Annotated in this window: 25 protein-coding genes and 2 riboswitches; of the genes, 19 read left to right on the plus strand and 6 right to left on the minus strand. The window is 38.5% G+C overall.

Features of this window, described 5'->3' with window-relative positions; all coding sequences use genetic code 11:
* Positions 1–74 precede the first annotated feature (74 nt).
* A riboswitch (SAM riboswitch) is annotated at positions 75–226 on the minus strand.
* 327 nt (positions 227–553) lie between these two features.
* The 5 genes from VJ09_RS16730 to VJ09_RS16750 all read left to right on the plus strand — a co-directional run bounded on the left by VJ09_RS16730 (position 554) and on the right by VJ09_RS16750 (position 5,082).
* Positions 554–1,753 carry a pyridoxal phosphate-dependent aminotransferase gene (locus VJ09_RS16730; protein WP_044642730.1) on the plus strand — a complete coding sequence of 400 codons (1,200 nt, stop codon included), beginning with the start codon at positions 554–556 and terminating at the stop codon, positions 1,751–1,753.
* 49 nt (positions 1,754–1,802) lie between these two features.
* Positions 1,803–1,913, plus strand: a riboswitch (SAM riboswitch).
* Positions 1,914–1,988: 75 nt separating this feature from the next.
* Positions 1,989–3,230, plus strand: a complete 1,242-nt coding sequence (locus VJ09_RS16735; protein WP_044642996.1) for a 2,3-diketo-5-methylthiopentyl-1-phosphate enolase — start codon at positions 1,989–1,991, stop codon at positions 3,228–3,230.
* Positions 3,227–3,889 (plus strand): 2-hydroxy-3-keto-5-methylthiopentenyl-1-phosphate phosphatase, encoded by a 663-nt coding sequence (locus tag VJ09_RS16740; protein WP_044642731.1) that lies wholly within the window; start codon positions 3,227–3,229, stop codon positions 3,887–3,889. Before VJ09_RS16735 ends, VJ09_RS16740 begins: the two co-directional genes overlap by 4 nt.
* Positions 3,886–4,536 (plus strand): methylthioribulose 1-phosphate dehydratase, encoded by a 651-nt coding sequence (locus VJ09_RS16745; protein WP_044642732.1) that lies wholly within the window; start codon positions 3,886–3,888, stop codon positions 4,534–4,536. Before VJ09_RS16740 ends, VJ09_RS16745 begins: the two co-directional genes overlap by 4 nt.
* Positions 4,537–4,548: 12 nt before the next feature.
* The gene (locus tag VJ09_RS16750; protein ID WP_044642733.1) at positions 4,549–5,082 is read left to right on the plus strand and encodes a 1,2-dihydroxy-3-keto-5-methylthiopentene dioxygenase; all 534 of its coding nucleotides are present in this window, start codon (positions 4,549–4,551) and stop codon (positions 5,080–5,082) included.
* A 265-nt stretch (positions 5,083–5,347) separates the two neighbouring features.
* Here VJ09_RS16750 and brnQ read toward each other — a convergent pair whose 3' ends face one another.
* The 3 genes from brnQ to VJ09_RS16760 form a co-directional block, all read right to left on the minus strand.
* A complete protein-coding gene (brnQ, locus tag VJ09_RS16755; protein ID WP_407690007.1) occupies positions 5,348–6,694 on the minus strand; it encodes a branched-chain amino acid transport system II carrier protein in 1,347 nt (448 codons plus the stop codon).
* 33 nt (positions 6,695–6,727) lie between these two features.
* A complete protein-coding gene (locus VJ09_RS19210; RefSeq protein WP_407689997.1) occupies positions 6,728–6,823 on the minus strand; it encodes a hypothetical protein in 96 nt (31 codons plus the stop codon).
* 376 nt (positions 6,824–7,199) lie between these two features.
* Positions 7,200–8,189 carry a LacI family DNA-binding transcriptional regulator gene (locus VJ09_RS16760; RefSeq protein ID WP_044642735.1) on the minus strand — a complete coding sequence of 330 codons (990 nt, stop codon included), beginning with the start codon at positions 8,187–8,189 and terminating at the stop codon, positions 7,200–7,202.
* A gap of 102 nt (positions 8,190–8,291) precedes the next feature.
* Here VJ09_RS16760 and VJ09_RS16765 point away from each other — a divergent pair, with 102 nt between their 5' ends.
* Positions 8,292–9,134, plus strand: coding sequence for an HAD-IIB family hydrolase (locus VJ09_RS16765; protein WP_044642736.1), 843 nt, complete (start codon positions 8,292–8,294; stop codon positions 9,132–9,134).
* Between the two features lie 445 nt (positions 9,135–9,579).
* Positions 9,580–10,422: an SPL family radical SAM protein gene (locus VJ09_RS16770; protein ID WP_044642737.1), complete on the plus strand. Its 843-nt coding sequence runs from the start codon at positions 9,580–9,582 to the stop codon at positions 10,420–10,422.
* Positions 10,423–10,782: 360 nt separating this feature from the next.
* Here VJ09_RS16770 and VJ09_RS16775 read toward each other — a convergent pair whose 3' ends face one another.
* The gene (locus VJ09_RS16775) at positions 10,783–11,901 is read right to left on the minus strand and encodes an RNA-guided endonuclease InsQ/TnpB family protein (protein WP_044642738.1); all 1,119 of its coding nucleotides are present in this window, start codon (positions 11,899–11,901) and stop codon (positions 10,783–10,785) included.
* Positions 11,867–12,322, minus strand: coding sequence for an IS200/IS605 family transposase (tnpA, locus tag VJ09_RS16780; protein WP_082050650.1), 456 nt, complete (start codon positions 12,320–12,322; stop codon positions 11,867–11,869). The genes VJ09_RS16775 and tnpA overlap by 35 nt, the downstream gene beginning before the upstream one ends.
* 292 nt (positions 12,323–12,614) lie before the next feature.
* On the opposite strand from tnpA, the gene VJ09_RS17805 reads away from it, so the two are divergent.
* The 12 genes from VJ09_RS17805 (at position 12,615) to VJ09_RS16840 (ending at position 23,392) form a co-directional block, all read left to right on the plus strand.
* The gene (locus VJ09_RS17805) at positions 12,615–13,418 is read left to right on the plus strand and encodes a cupredoxin domain-containing protein (RefSeq protein WP_052807473.1); all 804 of its coding nucleotides are present in this window, start codon (positions 12,615–12,617) and stop codon (positions 13,416–13,418) included.
* A 59-nt stretch (positions 13,419–13,477) separates the two neighbouring features.
* Complete coding sequence (locus VJ09_RS16790; RefSeq protein ID WP_044642740.1) at positions 13,478–13,819, plus strand: metal-sensitive transcriptional regulator; 342 nt, start codon at positions 13,478–13,480, stop codon at positions 13,817–13,819.
* Positions 13,820–13,838: 19 nt separating this feature from the next.
* The gene (locus VJ09_RS16795) at positions 13,839–14,033 is read left to right on the plus strand and encodes a heavy-metal-associated domain-containing protein (protein ID WP_044642741.1); all 195 of its coding nucleotides are present in this window, start codon (positions 13,839–13,841) and stop codon (positions 14,031–14,033) included.
* A 57-nt stretch (positions 14,034–14,090) separates the two neighbouring features.
* A complete protein-coding gene (locus VJ09_RS16800; RefSeq protein WP_044642742.1) occupies positions 14,091–16,514 on the plus strand; it encodes a heavy metal translocating P-type ATPase in 2,424 nt (807 codons plus the stop codon).
* Positions 16,511–16,771, plus strand: a complete 261-nt coding sequence (locus VJ09_RS16805) for a glutaredoxin family protein (protein WP_044642743.1) — start codon at positions 16,511–16,513, stop codon at positions 16,769–16,771. Before VJ09_RS16800 ends, VJ09_RS16805 begins: the two co-directional genes overlap by 4 nt.
* 130 nt (positions 16,772–16,901) lie before the next feature.
* Positions 16,902–17,822 carry a F510_1955 family glycosylhydrolase gene (locus tag VJ09_RS16810; protein WP_052807474.1) on the plus strand — a complete coding sequence of 307 codons (921 nt, stop codon included), beginning with the start codon at positions 16,902–16,904 and terminating at the stop codon, positions 17,820–17,822.
* A gap of 85 nt (positions 17,823–17,907) precedes the next feature.
* Entirely contained in the window at positions 17,908–19,170 is a 1,263-nt protein-coding gene (locus VJ09_RS16815) for a cell wall-binding repeat-containing protein (protein ID WP_044642744.1), read from the plus strand.
* Between the two features lie 263 nt (positions 19,171–19,433).
* Entirely contained in the window at positions 19,434–19,844 is a 411-nt protein-coding gene (locus tag VJ09_RS16820) for a BlaI/MecI/CopY family transcriptional regulator (RefSeq protein WP_044642745.1), read from the plus strand.
* Entirely contained in the window at positions 19,841–20,743 is a 903-nt protein-coding gene (locus tag VJ09_RS16825; protein ID WP_044642746.1) for a M56 family metallopeptidase, read from the plus strand. Before VJ09_RS16820 ends, VJ09_RS16825 begins: the two co-directional genes overlap by 4 nt.
* Before the next feature lie 258 nt (positions 20,744–21,001).
* Positions 21,002–21,826, plus strand: coding sequence for a class D beta-lactamase (gene blaOXA, locus VJ09_RS16830; protein WP_044642747.1), 825 nt, complete (start codon positions 21,002–21,004; stop codon positions 21,824–21,826).
* A gap of 74 nt (positions 21,827–21,900) precedes the next feature.
* Entirely contained in the window at positions 21,901–22,770 is an 870-nt protein-coding gene (sigJ, locus tag VJ09_RS16835; protein WP_082050631.1) for an RNA polymerase sigma factor SigJ, read from the plus strand.
* 172 nt (positions 22,771–22,942) lie between these two features.
* Positions 22,943–23,392 (plus strand): carboxymuconolactone decarboxylase family protein, encoded by a 450-nt coding sequence (locus tag VJ09_RS16840; protein WP_044642749.1) that lies wholly within the window; start codon positions 22,943–22,945, stop codon positions 23,390–23,392.
* A 185-nt stretch (positions 23,393–23,577) separates the two neighbouring features.
* On the opposite strand, the gene VJ09_RS16845 is transcribed toward VJ09_RS16840, so the two are convergent.
* Positions 23,578–23,997 (minus strand): organic hydroperoxide resistance protein, encoded by a 420-nt coding sequence (locus VJ09_RS16845; protein ID WP_044642750.1) that lies wholly within the window; start codon positions 23,995–23,997, stop codon positions 23,578–23,580.
* Positions 23,998–24,073: the final 76 nt, after the last annotated feature.

The following is a 24,073-nucleotide window of genomic DNA, read 5'->3' on the forward strand; positions in this document are numbered from 1 at the left end:
TCCTCGCTTTTGTTTTTTGATATCAAAAAAGCCCCTTTCGCAAAGAAAGAGGCTTGGGATTCTTGTTCCGTCACCTCTTATCTTGCAAAACATTCGTTTTGCTGGAATTAGCACCGTGCCTTCGTGGTTGTTCCACGGCCCCTTACAGGGCCCCATCTCGCGATGGAATTACGGTCGGTTGCTGGGCTTCATCGGGCCATTTCCCTCCACCTGCTCTTGATAAGAGACCAAACATATTTAATTTTGTTTAAGCATCAATTTGTCGAAAAAGTGATTTGTTGATTAGTCCGAATACTAAACCTTAAGCAGTTTGTTTGTCAATACTCCAAATGACAAAAGCTTGAAAATAATTTACAAAAACAAAAAAAGAAAGACATGTTTTTTTCTTTGTATAAGTGAAAAATCACCATAACCAATAACATTTTTTACGTTGTTTAGATCTCTTTTTGAATATCCTGGCGATACATGAGAGGATCATTTCTAAGAAAAAAGTTTTTGACAGATGTTTTCTTACGTTGTAACATAAGTCACTAAAACGAGAAGTGAAGGCAAAATGAAAAAATTCCAACAAGCAGATGTACTTAATTTTCTTCCTGAACAATTTTTTGCGAAACTTGTAAAAAAAGTAAATTATTTTACAGAACAAGGGATCGATGTCATTAATTTGGGTCAAGGAAATCCAGATTTACCAACCCCACCACATATCGTGGAGTCATTACAACAGGCAGCGGCAAATCCGCAATTTCATAAATATTCCCCGTTTCGTGGCTATGATTTTTTAAAACAGGCGATTGCCAATTTTTACAAACGGGAGTATGGAGTAAATCTTGACCCTGAGAAGGAAGTAGCAGTTCTCTTTGGTGGAAAAGTAGGCTTGGTAGAAATTTCGCAATGCTTTTTAAACCCGGGGGATGTGGCGTTAGTTCCTGATCCTGGATATCCCGACTATTGGTCGGGGATTGCTATGGCACAGGCGCAGATGGTTAAAATGCCTCTTCTGGCAGAGAATGATTTTTTACCTGATTACTCCAAGATCGCGGATGAAGTTTACCACCAAGCGAAATTGATGTTTTTAAATTATCCCAATAACCCCACCGCTGGAGTTGCTACATCAGAGTTTTTCCAGCAAACTGTAAACCAAGCAGAACAACATAATCTTCTGGTTGTTCACGATTTTGCTTATGGTGCGATCGGTTTTGATGGGCAAAAACCACTTAGTTTTTTACAAACTCCTGGTGCCAAAGAGGTGGGGGTGGAAATCTATACCATGAGCAAAACTTATAACATGGCTGGATGGCGTGTTGGTTTTGCATTGGGCAATGAATCTGTGATCGAAAAGATCAACTTGCTTCAAGATCACTTCTATGTCAGTTTGTTTGGTGCGGTTCAACGAGCAGCGGCTACAGCACTTCTTAGTTCTCAAGATTGTGTGAAAAAATTAGTTGCTACTTATGAACAGCGGAGAAATGTATTTATTTCTGGACTGAATGATATAGGTTGGGAAGTACAAGCGCCAAAAGGTTCCTTTTTCTGTTGGTTACCAGTACCAGAAGGGTATACTTCAGAAACGTTTGCGGATGCACTATTGGAGCAAGCACATGTCGCCGTTGCACCTGGGATTGGTTTTGGTAAAGAAGGGGATGGATTTGTGCGTGTTGGTTTGTTAACTGATGAAGTAAGATTGCTGGAAACAGTAGAGCGGATCAAGCGTTGTCACTTTTTTTCAAAAAAAAAATTGACAAAAGAAAAATAATCAATCACAATCACAAGTAATTTCATAGTGATTCGAACAGTTAGTTTTTCTCTTATCAAGAGCAGGTGGAGGGACGAGCCCGATGAAACCCGGCAACCGATTTACCCTGATGGGTAAAAACGGTGCTAATTCTTGCAGCTAGGAAGCTGAGAGATAAGAGGAAGCGGTGTTAAATATATTTTCACCTCTTCCTCTTTTGGAAGAGGTTTTTTATTTATACAAAGGAGTGAAGACCGTGAGCAATGTAATTGCAACCTATCTTGTCCACGACCCCAAAGGAAATCTTGCGAAAAAAGCAGAAGGAATCGCACTTGGACTTACGATTGGCTCATGGACGGATTTACCTGAACTTGAGAAAGAACAGCTAAAAAAACATAAAGGTACAGTTATAGAAATCAAAGAATTACCTGAATTGGAATCAGTTAACCAATATCTTGGTGGGAAACGGAGCAGAGGCTTAATTAAAATTTCTTATCCAGCCGCCAACTTCAGCCCTGATCTACCAGCTATTTTGACTACTGTATTTGGAAAGTTGTCTTTGGATGGAGAAGTAAAGCTAATCGACCTTGATTTTTCCCCTGATTTAGCAGGTAATTTTCCAGGCCCGAAATATGGTGTAGAAGGTGTTCGCCGTTTACTTAGCGTGTACGACCGGCCACTTTTAATGAGTATTTTTAAAAGTGTGATCGGTCGCGATCTTCTCTATTTTGAAAAACAGTTGCGAGAGCAAGCATTGGGTGGAATTGATCTTATCAAAGATGATGAAATCTTATTTGATAATCCACTTACTCCTTTTGTTGAACGCATTCGCCTAGCGAAAAAAATACTTCAGGAGACAGAACAAGAAACAGGCGAAAAGACATTGTATGCTGTTAACCTATCGGGACGTACGTTTGAGCTAAAGGAAAAAGCAAAACGAGCTGTTGAACTGGGAGCAGATGTATTGTTGTTTAACGTCTTCACCTATGGATTGGATATCCTTCAGGAATTGACGGAAGATGCAGAAATTGCCATCCCGATTCTAGCTCATGCCGCATTTTCTGGTGCGGTTACTTCTTCCAAATTGTATGGAGTAAGTGCCTCCCTATTCTTAGGTAAATTTTTACGAGCTGTGGGAACAGACCTAGCCATTTTCCCATCCCCTTATGGCAGCGTCGCACTGGAAAAAGAATCAGCTCTGGGCATTGCTTTTGAACTTTCACGACAAGATGTCGGTTGGAAACCTGCTTTTCCTGTACCATCAGCAGGGATTCATCCAGCATTGGTCCCGCAATTGGTAGGTGATTTTGGCGTTGATAGTGTGATTAATGCTGGTGGAGGCGTACATGGTCATCCGCAGGGAGCAACTGCAGGCGGAAAAGCTTTCCGACAAGCAATTCACGCAGTCCAAACAGAACATACACTGGAAGAAGCAGCGCAGGAACAAAAAGAGTTAGCCGATGCACTGGCATTATGGGGAGGAACCGTCAAAGTATGAGCAAACAGCCAATCATATTCTGTGACTTTGATGGCACGATTACCGAATCAGATAACATTATTGCGATTATGAAGCAGTTTGCACCAATCGGTTGGGAAGTGCTAAAAGATCAAGTACTGGCACAGGAGATTTCCATCCGTGAGGGTGTGGGCAAGATGTTTTCTCTTTTGCCGAGTACCCTAAAAGAAGAGATCATACAGTTTGTCATGGAAAATGCCAGAATGCGCGAAGGATTTCCTGAGTTCATCGCTTATGCCAAGCGGGAGGATATCCCTTTCTATATTGTAAGTGGTGGAATTGACTTTTTTGTAAATCCAATGTTAGAAGGAATTGTAAAAAAAGAGAAAATTTACTGCAATGGTAGCGACTTCTCGAATGAAACGATTCAAATTTTATGGCCTTATGAGTGCGATCTTCACTGTACAAATGATTGCGGATGTTGCAAACCATCGATTCTTCGTCAGTTTGACGACCAGCGTTACCACAAAATTGTAATTGGTGACTCGATTACTGACTTGCAAGCTGCAAAACTAGCAGACCAAGTATTTGCTCGTGACTTTTTGATTGAAAAATGCGTGGAAAATGAGATTCCCTACACTCCTTTTCAAAACTTTTATGATATTATTCACCATCTTAAAAGAGAGGAGATTCAAGTATGAGCTTAGTGGAGGAACGCTGGGTGGAACTAGCGGAGATCAAAGACGACCTAGCGAGACGACACTGGTTTCCAGGTACGAGTGGCAATTTGTCGATCAAAGTAAGTGATGACCCGCTTACCTTTTTGGTAACGGCGAGCGGAAGAGAGAAAACCAAACGTACTCCAGATGATTTTCTCTTAGTCGATAGAGTGGGGCAACCGCTTGAGTCAACCCATCTCAAAGCATCAGCTGAAACAGGAATTCACTGTGAAGTATACCGTTTGAGCGATGCTGGATGTTGTCTCCATGTCCATACGATCGACAATAACGTAATCTCTGAACTGTATGCTGAGCAAGGCTTTATCACCTTTCAAGGACAAGAATTAATTAAGGCATTTGGAATATGGGAGCAGGATGGGACAATAACTGTTCCTATTGTTGAAAATTATGCCGACTTACATCATCTCACCCAAGAAGTTGCGAAGGTGATTACTTCTAAATCAAAGGCTGTACTCATCAGAAATCATGGAATTACTGTTTGGGGAAAAAATGCCTTTGAAGCAAAAAAGCATCTGGAGGCGTTTGAGTTTCTCTTTTCTTATCATGTCAAGATGAGACTTTTGTCTCCATTACCAGTTCTAGCAACAAGACAAAAAGTAACTATTTAGGAGGAAATCAAAATGGCACAACTACGTTTTCATGATACCAACGAAAGAATAGAAAACATGGAAGAAGTAAGCGTTTATCTAAATAACCAAGGAGTCATCTATGAAAGATGGGATATCTCCAAACTTCCTAGTCACCTACAAGAAAAATATGATCTAACAGATGAAGACAAAGCAGAGATCGTTCAAACATTTCGCAAAGAAATGGATGATCTATCCGCACGCCGCGGTTATGTAACAGAAGATGTCATTTCTCTTTCTTCTGCTACTCCGAACTTAGAAGAACTACTAAAAAACTTTTTACAAGAACATCATCATACTGACGATGAAGTACGATTTATCGTCAGTGGTCATGGGATCTTTGCTATTCAAGGAACCGATGGTCGTTTCTATGATGTAGAGCTAGAAGCAGGTGATTTAATCTCTGTACCAGAAAACTACCGTCACTATTTTACTTTGATGGAAGACCGTCAGGTAGTTGCCATTCGAATCTTTAAAACCAAAGAAGGATGGGTTCCTATTTATGAAAAAGAAGAAGTGGCGAAATAATACGGATAAAATGTCAAAGGAAAAGATAAAAAAGGAATTATATTTTATCAAAAAATAAAAAAAGAGTCAGCTTTTCTACCATTTGGTATTATTCCCTTCAAGTCGGGTTCCCCTAGAGGAACTCGACTTTTTGAGTGAATTTTTTGATATAGTGACCACATTGATAAATGTGTGAATCATAGAGACAGTTTTTTTGTTTTTGTCGGGGGCTCATGGCCTGATAACCATTCGCGATGTTCTTTAATCAAATTAGACGAGAATTCACTTATTTAATCGAGTTTAAGTCTAGCTTATTTTTCTTTCGTAATACACTAAATATATAGCCGCCTACTCCTCCTAAAATAGCTGGAAGTAACCAGCCTAACCCTACGTTATACATGGGAAGAAACTGAGTGAAAAATTGATTCATTGCTTCCATTTTTATTCCAGCAACATTCAAGCCATCAAATAGGCTCATGAAAAATGTCAATATCAAACTACCTTGATACACTTCCGCCATTCCTTTAAATACGGAATGAAAAAACGTTAAGAATATTAAAGAAATGGCAATAGGATACAAAGTCATTAATACAGGCATGGAAACCTTAATTAGCTGTGTTAATCCTATATTTGCTACAAGGGTACTAAACATAGATAAAATGACAGCAATTCTTGTATAGGAGATGTTTGGAAATAATACATGGAAAAATGAAGAGCAAGCAGTGATCAGTCCTACACTCGTAGTTAAACATGCTACCGTAATCATTAAACCCAATAAAATGGAGCCATAAGATCCAAAATAATAGGATGAAACCTTAGCTAAAATCTCAGCTCCATTTCCTAAAAGACCTAGTTTTTCAACGCTAGAAGCGCCCATATTGGAAAGGGTAGTATAGACAAGAGCTAAGAGTGTAGCAGCAATAGCCGTTGCTTTTGCACAAACACTCATAAGCTGTTTTTTAGTGGTAACTCCTTTTTCTCTCATTGCATTCACAATCATAATTCCAAAAACAAAAGCTACAAGAGCATCCAGTGTTAGATAACCTTCTTGAAAGCCTTTAAAAAATACATGTGATGTATATTCTTCAGAAGGCGCTTGAAATCTTCCGATTGGATGGACAATGGCTACAACTACGAGTAATCCGATAAATGTCAATTTGATAGGAGTCAAAAATTTTCCAACTATATCAATGATTTTTGTAGGATTAAGTGATAACAAGCATGCAACTGTGAAAAATAAGATTGTAAATATAATTAATGAAACAGGGCCTGCATTTGATAAAAAAGGTTTAACTCCAATTTCAAACGATACATTTCCAGATCTAGGGATAGCGAAAAAAGGACCAATTGCTAGATAAAGAACAGTCGTAAATACCATACCAAACAACGGATGAACACGACTAGCTAAAGATTGTAAATCATTTTTACCTGAGAAAACAAATGCTGTAATCGCTAGTAATGGTAAGCCAACTCCGGTAACTAAGAAACCTGCATTGGCGATCCATACATTCTTTCCTGCCATTTGACCCAACATAGGTGGAAAAATTAAATTTCCGGCTCCAAAAAACAATGCAAATAGCATGAATCCTATAACTATAATAAAGGAAGAAGAAACTTTTTTGACATAATAAATCCTCCGATTACTGTAAGGAATAAGCTTTTAGTATTACAGCGTTAAAATAGTAGGTGCAAGCGTAATAAGAACTTCCAGTTTTTTTAGAATATATGGTCCTAGGAGAATTCCTAAAAAACCAGCAAACATTATAAATACTACAGTAATAGATGCTATTCCACCTATAGTAGTTGTTTCCAATTATGTCATATATATAGCTACTGCAAATCAGCCAAAGTGGATGTTTTACTTTCTAATGGTGAAAGAAAATTACTAGATTTTATTAAGAGCGGAAGAATACTAGTAGGCGGTGGGGGAACTAGTCATTATAGTAAACCACATCTTGCTATAACTATTTAACTAAGTATGAATTTATTTTACCAACCAGAACTCTCGATGATTCGAGGGTTTTAGTTTTTCTTAGAATTAGAGTTGGACTGGAAAAGGTTGTACACTTAAGGAAAGTAGCAAACACTAGAGTGACAAAGGGCGCTAGATAATTCTAGGTAGTATATTACCATTGCTTTTAACAAGACTCTCTTATACATAAATCACCTTTAAATTTTTTCACCATACGTTTTACCTTCTGATTGTTGACGAGACATTCGACCATACTGGTTGCTGTCTCGAACCCTACTTGCATAATAGGAATATCGATAGTGGTAATAGTAGGAGTCGTCACTTCACAGATCCTCTGATTATCAAAACCGATAATAGCCAAATCACTAGGTATGGCATAGCCATTGTTTGTAGCAGCTTTAATCATACCAGCAGCTACTTGGTCATTCCCTGTAAAAATTGCTGTAGGGCGATTTTCTAAAGAGACCAATTGCTGAAAGATTCGAAAGCCATCTTCAATACTTATGGCTCCTTGAAATATCCATTCTTTTCTTATAGGAAGTTGAGCTTTTCGAAGAGCATCAGTATATCCTTTTCTACGTAATTTTTGAGCCTTACTATGACTAACATCAAAACAAAATCCAATCTTTTGGTAACCTTGGTTTATTAAATAACTGGTAGCTTTAAAAGCCACATCATATTCGTCATAGCAAAAAATTGGGATTGGAGCTTTTTCCTCGTACTCGTTACAAAGAATAATGGGACCAAAATTTAAAAAGGGTTCTATCTGTACCCATTGATTTTCTAACGAAGTAAGAATAATCCCATCTATCTCTTTACTCTTTAAGAGTTGGAACGTATCGAGTTCAATATCTTTTTGATAGAAGGTTTGAATAATGGAGGCTTTATACCCTTTTTCCATTAATGTTTGCGAAATACTTCGGATTAATTGGCTAAAAAAAGGATGATGTGCATGAGGTACTAAAATCGCTACAGTCCTAGTGGATTTGGATCTTAACTGTCTTGCTATGGAATTCGGTATGTAATTTATCTCTTGTATCGCTTGTAAGACAGCTAATCGTTTGGTTTCGGATACATAAGGATGATGGTTTAATACTCGAGAAACGGTAGAGCGAGAAACTCCGCTTTTTTTGGCGATTTCATTTATTGTTGGCATTTTCTTTCTCCTCTTCTTATGAAAAAGGCTTTGACATGGGATCGATTTCATCTTTTATTATAATCCGTGATGAGCATGCTTTATCTCAAAGGAGGATATGTAATGTCATTTGTTCTGTTGCCGAATGAAAAAGAAACGTCATTTATCGTATTTTGTGACTTTGATGAAACATATTATCCCCATCATGCAGATCAAGAAATAAAAACAAATATATATAATCTGGAGGAATATATACGGCAACAGAGTCAGGAAAAAGGATTGAAGTTAGGATGGGTTACTGGTAGTAGCTTAGATTCTGTATTCTACAAAATGAAAAAAGTGGGTATGCGATATTTACCGCATTTTATTGCTAGTGATCTAGGTACCGAAATTACTTACTTTCATCATGATGGTACAACACATACCGATCAAGAATGGTTAAAAAGAATAAAAGGTGATCAATTCAACGAGAAAAAAATTTATGCCATTCTTTCCGCTTTAAAAGAGGACTATGACATTGTGTTAGAGTCTCAAACACAGATGGGGATATCCAAGTATAAATATAATTACTATTACTACCAACAAAATGATCAAAGGGATGATCAAGCACTCGAAATCATTCGAAGGCTGGCGAAGCAACATCAAGTAGGGATCAATATAAATCGATGCAATCCTTTGGCTGGGGATCCTGAAAAAGCCTATGATATTGACTTTATTCCTTTAGGGACGGGTAAAGGTGAGATTGTGGGCTATATGTTACAAAAACACAACTTATTTATACATCAAGCAGCTGCATTTGGAGATAGTGGAAATGATTTGAATATGCTAAGAAGCGTAGAACACGGATATTTGCTTGCAAATGCAACAGAAGAAGCAAAAGCACAACATACTAAAATTACAGATGATAGTTACGCAAAAGGTATTTTAATCACTTTAAAGAATATTTTGAAGGGATATTCTCATTAGAAATAATATAGTCTTTTTTCTTCACCCTGTATTTTCAGAAATATATAATCGGGAAAATACACGAATTAAAAGGCTCTGAAGGAACACATGCCTCAGATCATCTTACGTACTAGAGAAGTAACGCCTTGACTGAAAGTGAATTCGAAAGACTCATGAGGATACCACTTCCTAAGCTATCATCAGGGATGGAAAGCAAAGCTACCAGAAATGATGATCGGGGTGTACGTTATATTCTGCTGAGTTATTTGAACATATTGTTCATTATTTTGAGCCAGAACAAAAAATAATAGATTTAGTTATAACTAAAACGCTAAAAAAGTCGGGTTCCTCAAAAGAACTCGGCTTTTTTGAGTGGTTTTTTTGATATAGTAACCACATTGATAAAATGAGTGGATCATAAAGGGTATCATTTATTTTGATTGATACAAGAGAGGAGTGTAATCTTATGGATATTGAAATAAAAGAAATACTTGCTAAGAAAATCCTTACGGAATCAAAGGGCTATTTAGATGTAGGATTTACCCATTCGCTGAATCCATATAGTGGTTGTGCATTTTCTTGCCGGTACTGTTATGTAAGAGAAATGCCGATTCAAAAATTTAAAGAAATACCATGGGGAGAATGGTTGGACATCAAAACAAACGCAGCAGAAAATTACCGAAATGAAATAATCAAACTCCGTAAGAAAAACAAACCGGTGAAAATTTTTATGTCGTCTGCAACCGATCCCTATCAACCAATAGAACGGAAAGTAGGCATTACACGGGGAATACTAGAGGAAATGATAGAAAATCCCCCTGACTTTCTTCAAATCCAAACACGAGGTCCACTCATCACAAGAGACATTGATTTGTTAGGTAAATTAAAAGAGAAATGTGAAGTCCTTGTATCTATGACGATTGAAACAGATCGAGAAGATATAAAGCAAATATTTGCTCCATATGCACCGGGCATGAAATTAAGGTTAAAAACCTTAAAAGAAGTTCATGATGCGGGAATACGTACACAAGCTTCGATCTCCCCTGTTTTGCCATTTACCCCTGACTTTCCAAAAGTATTGGATGGAATCGTAGATCGTATTTGGATCGATACGCTAAGCATTGGGGATGGTTCGATGGGGAAACGTTCAGAGAGACTAGGGATGGCAACATTATTTGAAGAACATGGATTATCGAAGTGGTATCAAAAAGATTTGCATGTAAGGGTAAAAAAATATTTTCATAAATACCTTCCTAGTGAAATGATCCATGTTTCGAAACTAGAAGCTTTCCCAAAATCAAAAGCTTGAAAAGAGAATCAAGCTTTTTTTATTTTTTCGTACTGATCATCCCTATCCCTTACCTTTAATAAGTTGGGGAGGAATCAGTGTGTCAGACGTGCGAGGAGTTTTCTCTCTTTCAAAATCCGGTACTCCTGAAGTAGATATCAAAACTTAAAAAAACTAGTCGTTGGTTTAGTTAATCTATGACATATTCCGTAAGGATAAGGTGTTTAAAATTTGCCCGATTACGTCCCTCTTCTTTCTTTGGTCTATAAATATATCTTTTGGAATAAGTAAGTAGGTGAACTACATCGCCATTGAAATGGCGAGCTTCTCGATTCATTGAATCGACCAACGTCGCATTCTCCACGAAGGCACGTTCCATGCCTATATTAGGTTTAGTTCTAACCGTCCGCATTTTAGCGTTGGAACATGTCCAACTGCTTTATGTAGTATGTTTCTTGCCGCATTTACATCTCTATCTTCTGTATAACCGCAAGAGCAACTATGGACTCTATCTTTTAATTCTTTTTTTACGATCTGACCACATTTTGAGCAAGCCTGAGACGTGTTGTATGGGTCCACTTGTATTACTTGCTTACCAGCATATTCTGCTTTGTAGGAAGTGAACTGTACAAGTTGATTCCATCCAGCATCCACAATACTTTTGGCTAATTTGTGATTCAAGACCATTCCTTTGATATTCAGATCTTCAAAGGCAATTAGATCATAGCGATCTACTAGATACCTACTAATTTTATGGGCAATGTCTTTTCTTTGATTTGCTATGTACTCATGTAGCTTTGCAAGCAAAGCTACAGCCTTTCTACGACGATTGGAACCTTTCTTACGTTTAGATACTATGCGCTGAAGTCGTTTTAGTTTGCGTTCTGACTTTCTAAAATACTTAGGGTGTTCGAAAAATTCGCCATCAGATGTAATAGCAAGATGTCTAACACCAAGATCAACACCGACTTGTTTCCCTGTCGAGTGTGTTATGGTTTCGATTTCACAGGAAAAACAAGCATAGTACTTTCCGTTTTTTCGGATGATGGTACAGGTCTTGATCTTTCCTTCTACTTGTCTGTGGCATTTGATGCGAACATTACCGATCTTAGACAGTTTCAGATATTTCCCATCAAGAGAAAACCCACTTTGTGGGTATGTGAAGCTATCATAACGGTTTTTACCTTGAAAGCGTGGGTATCCTGCTTTCTCTCCCGCTTTGATTCTACGAAAAAACCCTTTAAATGCTTTATCTAAACGACGTAGAATGTCCTGTAACACTTGCGATTGTACCTGTTTGAACTCTGGAAACTCTTTCTTTAGTCGTGGTAATTCATTCTGTTGCATGTTGTAATTAACGGAAATACCACGTTTTTCATAAGAAAACTTTCGTTGTTCCAAAGCTGTATTGTATAGCCAGCGACACAAATTCAAGGTAGTTTCGATTCGTTCCATTTGTACCCGATTAGGTTCTATCTTGAATTTGTACGACTTCATCATTTGATTTTCCCCCTTTCTTTTTCTGATTTTCCATGTACTTACGAATCGTTTCTTCCGAAATAGAGCCAATGGTTTCCATGTAGAAGCTGCTATTCCAAAGATGACCATCCCATAACTTATTTCTTAGCCTCGGGAACTTTAGAAATAACTTCCTAGCGGAAATACCTTTCAACATTTTCACAATGTATGATGGAGCTACTTTAGGATGAGCAGAAGCAAAGGCATGGACGTGGTCTTGCTCTCCCACCTCCATCATAGCTACTTCAAACCCTTTCTCCTCCGCAATCTCCTGAAAAATAACTTTTAGATACGTTTCAATCTCTTGATCCAGTACGGCTCTACGATACTTCACCGACCATACCATGTGGTAGTTGACATTATACACGCAAGTCCTAGCGTGTTTTACAGTATTTTTACTCATACATATAGTATGACAAAAATAGTGTAAATATAGTAACATATTTTTCTTGAAAAGCTCCTTCAATTAAGGAAAATTATATTACATATAGTATGAGGAAAGTGCAAAAAATAAATTGCTCTAAGCATCCCCACAAGGGGGATACCGAGCAATGCTCACTTTCATCTACCCCATTGAAATGGGGTAGATGAAAGTGAGCAAATCTTAAACAAAGACATATTTAGTCAAATATTCGTTCAAACTATTCCGAGGACCAAAAAATGACGTTTTCTGAGAGATGAGAGGGAGGACTGAAATGGTTAGCATTTGTAGTCTCGTTGTCTGGCTGACTAGTATGTTGCTACTATATTATTGCTACCAGAAGGAGAAATCTTTTGACATCATGGAAGCTATGATGGTGACAATGGGGGCTTCCATGATATCAAGCTTACTTATTGGCACCATTGTAGGACTACATAGCAATGGCAAGATGCTGATCCCTACCATATTGGCTACTCTTATTGGTTTGGGAGTTAGTTTCTTATTTGGAAGAAAGCACTCCTTGGCACTGTTAGATGGAGTGATGGCTGCAGTGATGAGTGGGATGATGGGAGCTATGTTGGGAGTGATGATGGCGAGTGAAGGAGTTTTGCAAACATTAGTATTGCTCAACTCGTTATATTGGATTGTTTGGTTCTTGTTACTGTACATTGTGAGAAAAACCGTCTTTATTCATCGAAAACATCTTACAGCCGCTTTATCCGTTGCAATGCTATTAATGGGATCGATGGCTTATCCAATACTATTTCCTAATGCGAGTAATGCCGAAAAACCAGCTCCTATTGTTGATCCGAACTCACAACAAGAAGTGATGATTCAGGTAACGGCAAACGGGTATATACCAAATCGAGTGCAACTGCAAAAAGGGGTACCTACTACCATATATTTTCTACGAGATAAAGAAGTTGGTTGTCTCTCCACTGTGGTAATCAAGGATTTTGAAATTGTCCAGGAACTACACGAGGGAATGAATAAAGTGATCTTTACACCAACACAAGAAGGATCCATTACGTTTGCTTGTGGAATGAACATGTACCATGGAACATTACAGATAAAATAAAAAAAGGAACCTTATCAAACTTATTTACATAGGGTAGGGGGGTATGGTAAATTGGATTTATGGAAAGGAGATTGGTCCATTTGGATTTGGAAAATAGCACAGAAGAACAACATTGTTCGACAGATCGAAAAGCACACCATTCTGACAAGACCAAAAAAAATCTGACTACACGTCTGAATCGAATTGAGGGCCAAGTCCGGGGCATCAAAAATTTGATCGACAAAGATGCTTATTGTGACGATGTCTTAAATCAGATTTCGGCAATCCAATCCGCTCTCAATGGTGTAAGTCGCATTCTTTTAGAAGAACATATGAAAAGTTGTGTGATTGATCGTCTTCAAGAGGGAGATTTGGACGTGATCCAAGAGCTCTCCGAGACGATGAAAAAAATGATGAAATAAAATTTAGGAGGAATGTAATATGAGTAAATTTGTCTTGAAAGTAGAAGGAATGTCTTGTGGTCACTGTGTTCGTGCGATTGAAGGAGCTTTTCAAGAAAAAGCAGTAAAAGCAAAAGTGGATCTAGATGCTAAAACGGTAACGATAGATGGAAATGTTTCTACTGACACTGCAAAACAAATTATTGAAGATGCTGGTTATCAAGTTGTCGAATAAGGGATAGGTCCTCTTTAGGGCCTACCTCCCACTTAATAACGAAAAGAGGAATTCCGAATGGGAGAGAAAAAAGTAGAGTTCCTGATTACAGGGATGACCTGTGCAGCTTGTGCGAATCGCATTGAAAAAGGGATTCAAAAGGTAGAGGGGGTACAGGAGGCAACTGTCAATTTAGCACTAGAAAAAGCTAGTGTCTCCTTTGATCCAGAGAAAACATCCCTCCAGCAGATTGAGGAAAAAGTAGAAGATCTAGGATATGGGGTAGCCAAAGAAAGCGTGGAGTTTACCTTAGAGGGGATGACTTGTGCAGCTTGTGCCAATCGTATCGAAAAAGGATTAAATTCCATTCCAGGAGTATCTAAAGCAACGGTCAACTTTACAGTAGAGACGGCACATGTTGAATTTAATAGCAGTGAAGTATCTGTGTCGGACATGATTCAAAAGGTAGAGAAACTTGGATATCAAGCAAAGGTGAAAGAAGACCAAGTAGATCCTTCTGATCATCGACAACGAGAAATAACGAAGCAGAAGCGTAAGTTTATTGCCGCAGCAATCCTTTCCTTTCCGCTTTTGTGGGCGATGGTCGGGCACTTTTCCTTTACCTCTTTTATCTGGTCTCCTGATATCTTTATGAATCCTTGGTTCCAACTGGTTCTTGCCACTCCTGTGCAATTTATCATTGGTCGTCATTTTTATGTAGGAGCATATAAAGCACTACGCAATAAGAGCGCCAATATGGATGTGCTAGTTGCACTTGGAACGTCGGCAGCCTATTTTTATAGTTTGTATCTTACCATCGCATCGATAGGTCAGGCTCCTCATCATCAAGTAGAACTATATTTTGAAACGAGTGCTATCTTAATTACGTTAATTGTCCTTGGAAAACTATTTGAGGCACAAGCCAAAGGGCGCTCTTCCGAAGCGATTAAAAAACTGATGGGATTACAAGCAAAGACAGCCTTAGTGATTCGAGATGGAGAAGAAGTATCCATTGCAATGGAAGAAGTAGTCTCGGGTGACACGTTAGTAGTAAAGCCAGGGGAGAAAATTCCTGTCGATGGGATCGTGGTAAACGGAACTTCTTCTGTTGATGAATCTATGCTGACAGGAGAAAGCATACCGGTTGAGAAGCAAACTGGTGACACTTTAATCGGGGCTACACTAAACAAAAATGGTCGACTGATCATGCAGGCAACCAAGGTTGGAAAAGAGACAGCACTAGCACAAATTATCCGAGTTGTGGAAGAGGCCCAAGGTTCAAAAGCGCCAATTCAACGGATCGCAGACAAAATTTCGGGAATTTTCGTTCCGATTGTAGTGGGAATTGCCGTCCTAACCTTCCTGATTTGGTTCTTGACGGTAGAACCAAACGAGTTTGCGAGTGCGCTCGAAAAAGCTATTGCTGTTTTGGTTATCGCTTGCCCTTGTGCTTTAGGCCTAGCTACACCGACCTCCATTATGGCAGGCTCTGGTCGTGCAGCGGAATGGGGTATTCTCTTTAAAGGTGGAGAGCATTTAGAAGCGACACATCAATTAGACACGATTGTATTAGATAAGACAGGAACCATTACCAATGGAATGCCAGAATTAACTGATGTCATTTCGTTGGAATTAGATCCAGACGATTTTCTACGATTAGTAGCGGGAGCTGAATCTGCTTCGGAGCATCCTTTGGCAGAAGCAATTGTAGAAGGAGCCAAAGCAAAAGAAATACAGCCTGTAAGTCCAGAAGAATTCGAAGCAATTCCGGGATATGGAATCCGTGCGAAAGTAGATGGAAGAGAGCTACTTGTTGGAACCCGTAAACTGCTGACAAAATCAGAGATTTTGATTGAATCTATCCTATCTCAAATGAACACCCTCGAAGAAGAAGGAAAAACCGCCATGTTGGTGGCGATCGATGGCAGATTAGCAGGTATGGTCGCTGTAGCCGACACGGTAAAAGATACTTCAAAAGAAGCAATTGCCCGTTTAAAAACACTGGGACTGGAAGTCATTATGATTACGGGGGATAACCAACGAACCGCCCAAGCGATTGGCGTGGAAGTTGCAGTGGATCGTGTACTAGCAGAAGTACTTCCAGACGAGAAAGCGGCAGAAGTACAGAAACTTCAAGCACAAGGGAAAAAAGTAGCGATGGTAGGAGATGGAATCAACGATGCTCCTGCACTTGCGACAGCCAATATTGGGATGGCGATTGGAACAGGAACTGATATTGCCATGGAAGCTGCAGATATTACCCTAATTAGGGGAGATCTAAGTAGTATTGCAGATGCGATCTATATCAGTAAGAAGACGATGAGAAACATTAAGCAAAACCTTTTCTGGGCGCTTGCTTACAACGTAATCGGTATTCCTGTGGCTGCTGCTGGTTTTCTTGCACCTTGGTTGGCTGGAGCGGCAATGGCACTTAGTTCAGTTTCGGTTGTATTAAATGCTCTACGACTCCAACGTCTAAAACAGAATGGTGGAAGAGCATGAAGAACCTAAACATTACCATCTATACCATTCCTACTTGCTCTGATTGCCATGATGCGAAACGTTACTTTCAAGAACAGGGATTGGAATATATGGAAAAAGATTGTACAACAGATCCGCGATACCCCCAAGAGGTATGGGATCTGACGAAAAAACAAGTAGTTCCCACGATTGTGATCAATGATGAGGTTTGGGTGGGATTTGGAGAACATTATGAGCAAATTGATCACTATATACAAGAGAAAAAACGGATGGATTGAGGTAGATAGGAAGAGCATAGCTATAGATTACTATTTTTTATGCGATCTATCGCTATGTTTCTTTTCCTTTCGGTCTTCTTCCGGTATACTACGTTTGTGTAGTATATAAGAAGGCTGATAGGAGGATATTATGAAACTAAAAAAAGCTGATATTTTCTTCTGGGGAATCTTCGTTGTAATACTTGGATTCTTTCTATATCTTTGGTATGAGAATCGTACTGAAGATCCAAACGCACAAGCAGAGAAAGTAGATAGTATTCAACACCATTTACATGGTCTGTTTTATGATCAAGAGAAAGGTTTAGTTGCTGCTACACATGCAGGAATTATGCAATATGACAAGGATGGCTGGGTAAAAATATCTCCAGAAAGAGATTATATGGGATTTGCGATAACCGACCGAACCTGGTACAGTAGCGGTCACCCTCCTGCTTCCTCTAATGAGCCAAATCCGCTTGGACTCATACAATCGACCGATAAAGGAAAAACTTGGAGTACGATTGATTTTGCAGGAGAGTCTGATTTTCATCATCTTGCGGCAAGTCACCGGACTGGAACCCTATATGTGTATAACCAACAACCCAATCAAAAGATGCAGGTAGGGTTGTACTACTCGACGGATCAAGGGAAAAATTGGACAAAATCAACACTTTCCGGAGTAGAAGCGACTGAAGTTTGGATGGTAAAGGCAGATCCTAATAAATCCAATACGGTTGCACTGTTGGCAAAAGAAGGATTGTACTTATCAAACGATACTGGAAATACGTTTTGGAAAGTGCCAGTCTCTGCATTTATTTCTGCAATGGATATTTCGTTTGCCGGTTCACTTTGGGCTGCTACATATGAGGAATCGCCAAGATTGCTCAAGTTAGAATCGAATGGAGAAATAAAGAAGGAGATCCCACTTTCGTACTCTTCCAAAGAAGATCCGATCCAATATATTACCGTTCATCCTCAAAATGAAAACGATATTTCGTTTGCAACTGCCTCCACCAAAATATATCAAACGAAAGATGGAGGAAAGACTTGGACGGAGCTTTCCGAGGGTTGAATAGTGTGGAAAATTATTTATGAGATATTATATACTACAAATACGTAGTAAATAATATCTTCTACTTGAAAGGGCGAAAACGTATATGCGAAAAGTTAGCCTCCTGATAGGGATCGTCAGTATTTCTTTGATTACAGCGGCTTGTTCCAATGCAATGGATCATGAGCAAATGGGACATTCCAATGGAAATCAAAATCCGAAAGCAACAGAAAATCGTCTTACTTTCCAAACGAAAAACGTGACACGAGTGAATCAGGATGACCCGATTTTGACAGCTGTAGAAACATCTCAAATGGTTTGGCCTGCAACGGATGATGGAAATCGACCAAATACTGTTTTGCTCGGGCTAGTAGGGGATTGGAAAGTCAACATGCCCGCAGTCAAAATGGTTCATCATCCTAATAATGGTCCGCTCCTCTATGCACAAAAAGACTCAATACCTACTCCGACGTTACAAGAGATTAAGCGTCTAAGTCCCAAAGGAAGCGCTCAAAATCAAGGGATACAAGTGATTTTAGTAGGGGATTTTTCTGAGAAAGTCCGTACTACATTAGAAAAAGAAGGATTCAAGGTTGATCAAATCAAGGGCAAGGACCCAGCTGTTATGGCAAAGGAAGTAGATAGCTACTATGCCAAAGCAAGTGGAAATCAATATCCGAGTGGAGTTGTCATCGGATCAATTGACTCTCCTGATTACACTTTACCAGCGGCGAATTGGATTGCGCACATGCCAGAAGCCCTTCTGTATGTGACAAAAGACGCGATACCAGAGGCGACTAAACAAGCGTTACAAACTCGTGGTAATAAGGCGAATATCTATGTCCTTGGCCCAGAAAACGTCATTTCTCCAGAAGTAGAAAAACAGCTTGCAACATATGGGAAAGTGACCCGCATTAGTGGAAAAACTCCTGAGGAGAATGCGATCACTTTTGCGAAGTTTAAAGATCAAGCGACGGGATTTGGCTGGGGGGTTACGAAACCTGGGCATGGTTTGACATTCGTTCGTACCAATCAGCTAGATTCTGCAATCTCTAGTGCACCTTTTGCTCATTTAGGAAAACATGCTCCGATGCTGGTTCTAAGTGGTAGTGACTTAACTCCCGCAATGCACGAATATTTAGGGAGTCTGCAACCAAAATTCCAAAAAGAACCTACAGAAGGTCCATATAACCATGCTTTTGTGATTGGAACGGAAAAATCAATTCCCTTCACTGTCCAAGGAATGATTGATCAGATGTTGGAGATTGTATCAGCAACTGGTGAGGATCATGGAAGTCATGGAAATACGAAATCAGAATCAACTCCTCCAGAAAACCAAGCACCCACTTCTCCACATTCTGGTCATTAATAAATACGTAAAAGATCCAGTTATGCTGGATCTTTCTCTTTTGTTTGAAACAAATTTATAATATAGCTTGTTACATAATTAGACCTAAGCTAGAGGTTTTCTCCTTTTGAGATGCGACTATGAGCGATAGGGAGCCAGCAGATCCCTCAGGACAGGCAGGGCAGGCAAAAGAGGAAAAACCAGCGTCGTGCCTAGGTTTAACTGAAATTACTGCAACAAGCTATATATATAATAGATGAAAAGAGAGAGGAGCTTATACGAAAATGGTTCCAGAAAATCATCGAGATATTTTAGCAAAAATCTTAGGTCCCCTCGAACTAGAAGTAATGCAGATTCTTTGGAAAAAAGGAACGGCAACAGTACAAGAGGTGGTGGATATCCTTAATCAACAGGAAAAACCATATGCTTATACAACCATTATGACGATCATGTCGCGTTTGGTGGAAAAAGCGATATTAGAGAGAGAGAAGAAAGGAAAGACTTATTTGTATTCTGCTAAATTACCTGTAGATCAATTTATTAAGCAAAAATCTTCTCAATCGATCCAACATCTCTTAAAAGATTATGGAGAAATAGCCATCTCTCAATTTGTAGATGCTATAGGTCATTCACCAGACCGTCTCGAAAAGTTGAAGCAATATCTAAATGAGTTGGAAAAGGATGAATCTAAGTGAATCGAGCTTATCAAACTTTGCGAATGGTTCTCCTTCTTATCTCAATTGTTCTCTATTTACCATGGATCGTCTCTACAGATGCTGCGTTAAAGCATTTAGTAGAGTGGATTCATAAATGTTGCGGTTGGATTTTTGTGAATCATGAGATACCAACGCTTTACTATCCATTTTCCTTATTTATTTTGCTTATTTCAGGTCTTATTGGTTACCAGGCAACACGCATTTTCCGAAATACCCGAAAGTATATCCAATTACTTATGCAATACGAGGTTGAAATGGTAGATACGATCATTCAACGCTTTACTAAGAAGTATAGGATAAAAGTGTTACTAGTAGATCAGGCAGAACCAATTGTTTTTACTTTTGGGTTTCGAAAACCTCAAATTTTGATCAGTACGGGAATGCTCCAGACAGTAGCAGAAGAAGAATTGATCGCGATCTTAGAACATGAGCGGTGGCACTGCAAACAGGGAGATCCTTGGAAAGGATTTATTACCTCAACATTTGCTAATAGCTTATTTTTCTTTCCGATCATTGGGAAATTACGGGATCTCTATTTCTTAGAAAAAGAGATTCTGGCAGATCAATTTGCCATCCAAAAAAGTAGCAAGAAAGTATTAGTATCTGCTCTTATCAAACTAGCAAGTAGTTCTTCCCACCAAACTGCCAGGGCAATAACTCCCTTTGTGGACGGTTCTCTTCAAGACTATCGGATTGACGCCATTGTCTCATCTGATGGAAAGATGCCGCGTATGAACGGGAGAGAATGGCTGTTATCAGGATCAGCTTTACTTGTACTTCTTATCATTGTATTCTTTCTATTTCAAAGTCTAGTACCGCAACACTTTATGTGGATACAATGGCTTCCAGAGCATATACGTACTATTTGTGGTTGGTAAGATTAGGAGTAAAGGGAAAATGGGAAAAGACTTGAGAACCACCTTAGAAAAGGGAGGCTCAAGTCTTTTTATGTTAGTGAGCTGTATGGAGCAGAACTACTTTGTCAAATCCTTTGAAGGGATTGAATTTAACAACAAGTTAAAGGAGAACGAATATTATATTCCAAATATATAAATATGATTCAAATCAAAGGGAATCGAATACTATTTTTAGAATATATAGAATATGTTTCAAATCGCTAAAGGAGGAAGTAAATTTTGAAAAAATTTCTATCTTTCTTTTTTTTAACCAGTCTCATAGTAAGTGTTTGTAGTGGTTTTACCTATCAATCTATCGATGTGAAACCTAAGTTTCATTATGAGAATCTAGAAAACTATTTTACGGGTTATGATGGTACCTTTTTGTTATATGACCTAAAGAATGATAAGTACACCATATATAACAAAGAAAAAAGCGAAAAAAAAGTAGCGCCGAACTCTACATTTAAGATTCCTCATGCTTTATTTGGTTTAGATCATGGTGTGCTTCAGGATGAGAATACGCTATTTCAATGGGATGGTACTATGTACCCCATTCCAGCTTGGAATCAGGATCAGACCTTGAGTATGGCCATCCCAAATTCAACCATTTGGTATTTTCAAGAAGTAGCTGATCAAATCGGAGAGGCTAATGAGCAAAGGTATCTAGATGCAATTGCTTATGGGAATCAAGATATCTCTGGAGGATTGAGGAACTTTTGGTTACAGTCGTCCTTAAAAATTTCTCCTCTGGAGCAGTTAAAGTTTTTAAAGAAGTTCTACACATACAATCTTCCATTTTCTACTGACCATATCAATATAGTAAAAAATATTTTGATTCAAGATCAAAGAGATTATGCTGTGTTATCTGGGAAGACAGGAACTGGTTGGCAAAATAATGAGATAAATGGAGTTCCGATTAATGGTTGGTATGTGGGGTATGTTGAAAAAGAAAATAATGTCTATCTTTTTGTAACCAACATAGAAGCAGATCAAGATGCAAGTGGTTCCAGAGCAAAACAAATAACGTTGGAGATTTTACGGGATAAAGGAATTTTTCAGTAGAGAAATACTCTTTATAAGGGGATTCCGATGGAAGGAGTCTTTTTTTTTTAGGATTTATAGTTTGGAAGTGAGGCATGTCTATGAACTTAGAAATGACTTATCAAGTGTATAAACCAATGCTATTATCCATTGGTTATAGCTTATTGGGTACTATTTCGGAAGCAGAAGACATAGTGCAAGAAGTGTTTTTAAATCTCCAATCAATAGATTTGGACCATATCGATAATTTGAAAGCTTTTTTATGTAAATCAGTCACCAATCGGTGTTTTAATTTACTTCAATCAGCAAATAAAAAAAAGGTCATATATCCTGGAACTTGGCTTCCAGAACCGATGCCTTCTATGACTATGGATGAGGCATTCAGTCGTATAGAACGTAAAGAAGATCTTTCGTATGCTTATATGGTAATGTTAGAAAGTTTATCACCGATGGAAAGAGTCGTATTTGTATTAAAAGATTTGTATGATTATCCATATCGTAAAATCGCAGAGATGATGCAAAAGTCAGAGGATAATTGCCGTAAGATATGTAGCCGTGCTCGTCAAAAGTTAAAAGAATATCGTCCTGATCATTGTCGACATGAGAATCATAGTATGGTCGTTACAAAATTTATTAACGCAATAAACAATGATCAAGTGGAAGAGGTTATCAAACTTCTTGGTGAACAAGTCATTTTTATTTCAGATGCTGGTGGGAAAGTCAGAGCCGCAGTCCGACCGATTACGGGAATAGAACGAGTTACAGCATTTTTTAAAGGAATTGCTACGAAAGGATCCTTTTCAAAAGCAGCTTCTTCTATTTCCATAAACGGCGAAACGGCTATGAAACTAATTCGGGAAGGGTTGCCTTCGATATGGAGTTTTGAACTGGAACCGGAATCTGGGCGTATTTCATATATTTATGCAGTTTTTAATCCGGATAAGTTAAAACCATTTATAGATTAATAAGGAGTAACGATCAAACATCAGAGGAAATTCTTTCCCTGATGTTTTTTTGGTATTTACAAGCAACTTCCTTTAAGAAATCAAAAAAATCCTGTTGAAGATGTCACAAAACTACCTGGTCCATTGTCTTATAAGTGATTGAATATCTAAACTGCAAAAGGAGGAAGTAGAAATGAAAACAAGATTTAATATGGGAAAGGTAAATCCAGAAGGTTATCAAGCAATGATTGCGCTTGAAACGTATATACAAAGAACGGGAATTGATAAAAAACTAAAAGAGCTTATCAAGATCCGTGCCTCCCAAATGAATGGTTGTCTTTTTTGTATTGACATGCATACGAAAGAAGCACGTAAGATGGGAGAAACAGAGCAACGTATCTATGGATTGAATGCTTGGCGGGAAGCTCCTTTCTACTCCCCAGAAGAGCGGGCAGTGTTAGCACTGACGGAAGCAATTACAATGGTTGCAGAAACGCATGTTCCAGACGATGTGTTTGAGGAAGTAAATCAATACTTTGATGAGAAGGAAATTGCGGAAATCATCATGCAGATCGTCACGATCAATGCATGGAATCGGATTGGAGTTTCCATACGATTAGTACCCACCATAGATAGTAACTAACCTTGATGGGGATTTTGTATAAAAAAGCCAATCTCTTCTACAGAATAGAAGGATTGGCTTTTTTGTTGTTAGATGTCTATTACATTTTGTTATATTAGTTACATAGTTAATGGGACATCATTTTAAGAAGTATCGATCGAGCCATAGGTAACGTAAAGCTATTCTTTCTCTGGTTTATTTTTACGTTATACCACTTTTATGGAAACATCAATATTTCCACGTGTTGCTTTGGAATAAGGACATACATGATGGGCTTGCTCTGCTAATTTTTTAGTCGTTTCATGATCTAGTTCTGGGATCGATATTTCTAGAGAAACGGATAACTTAAATCCACCATCTGTATCTTTTCCGATGGATACATCTGCTGTAACTTTGGTTTCTTTTACTCGTATTTTACTTTGTCGAGCTACTAGATTCAGCGCACTGTCAAAGCAGGAAGCATATCCAGCAGCGAAAAGTTGTTCTGGATTAGTACCTTCTCCACCAGATCCTCCTAGTTCTTTTGGCATAGCAAGATTCAAGTCAAGAACACCATCTGAAGAAGCAACATGTCCTGTTCGACCACCTTTTGTTACCGTTGCGGAAGCTGTATACATTGGATTCATTTAAAATGTCCCCTTTAATTTTGATTGTGCACAATTAAATTTTGTACAATATAATAATACCCCGTTTATATAGTAT

This window comes from Risungbinella massiliensis, assembly GCF_000942395.1.
Taxonomy (GTDB): Bacteria; Bacillota; Bacilli; order Thermoactinomycetales; family Thermoactinomycetaceae; genus Risungbinella; species Risungbinella massiliensis.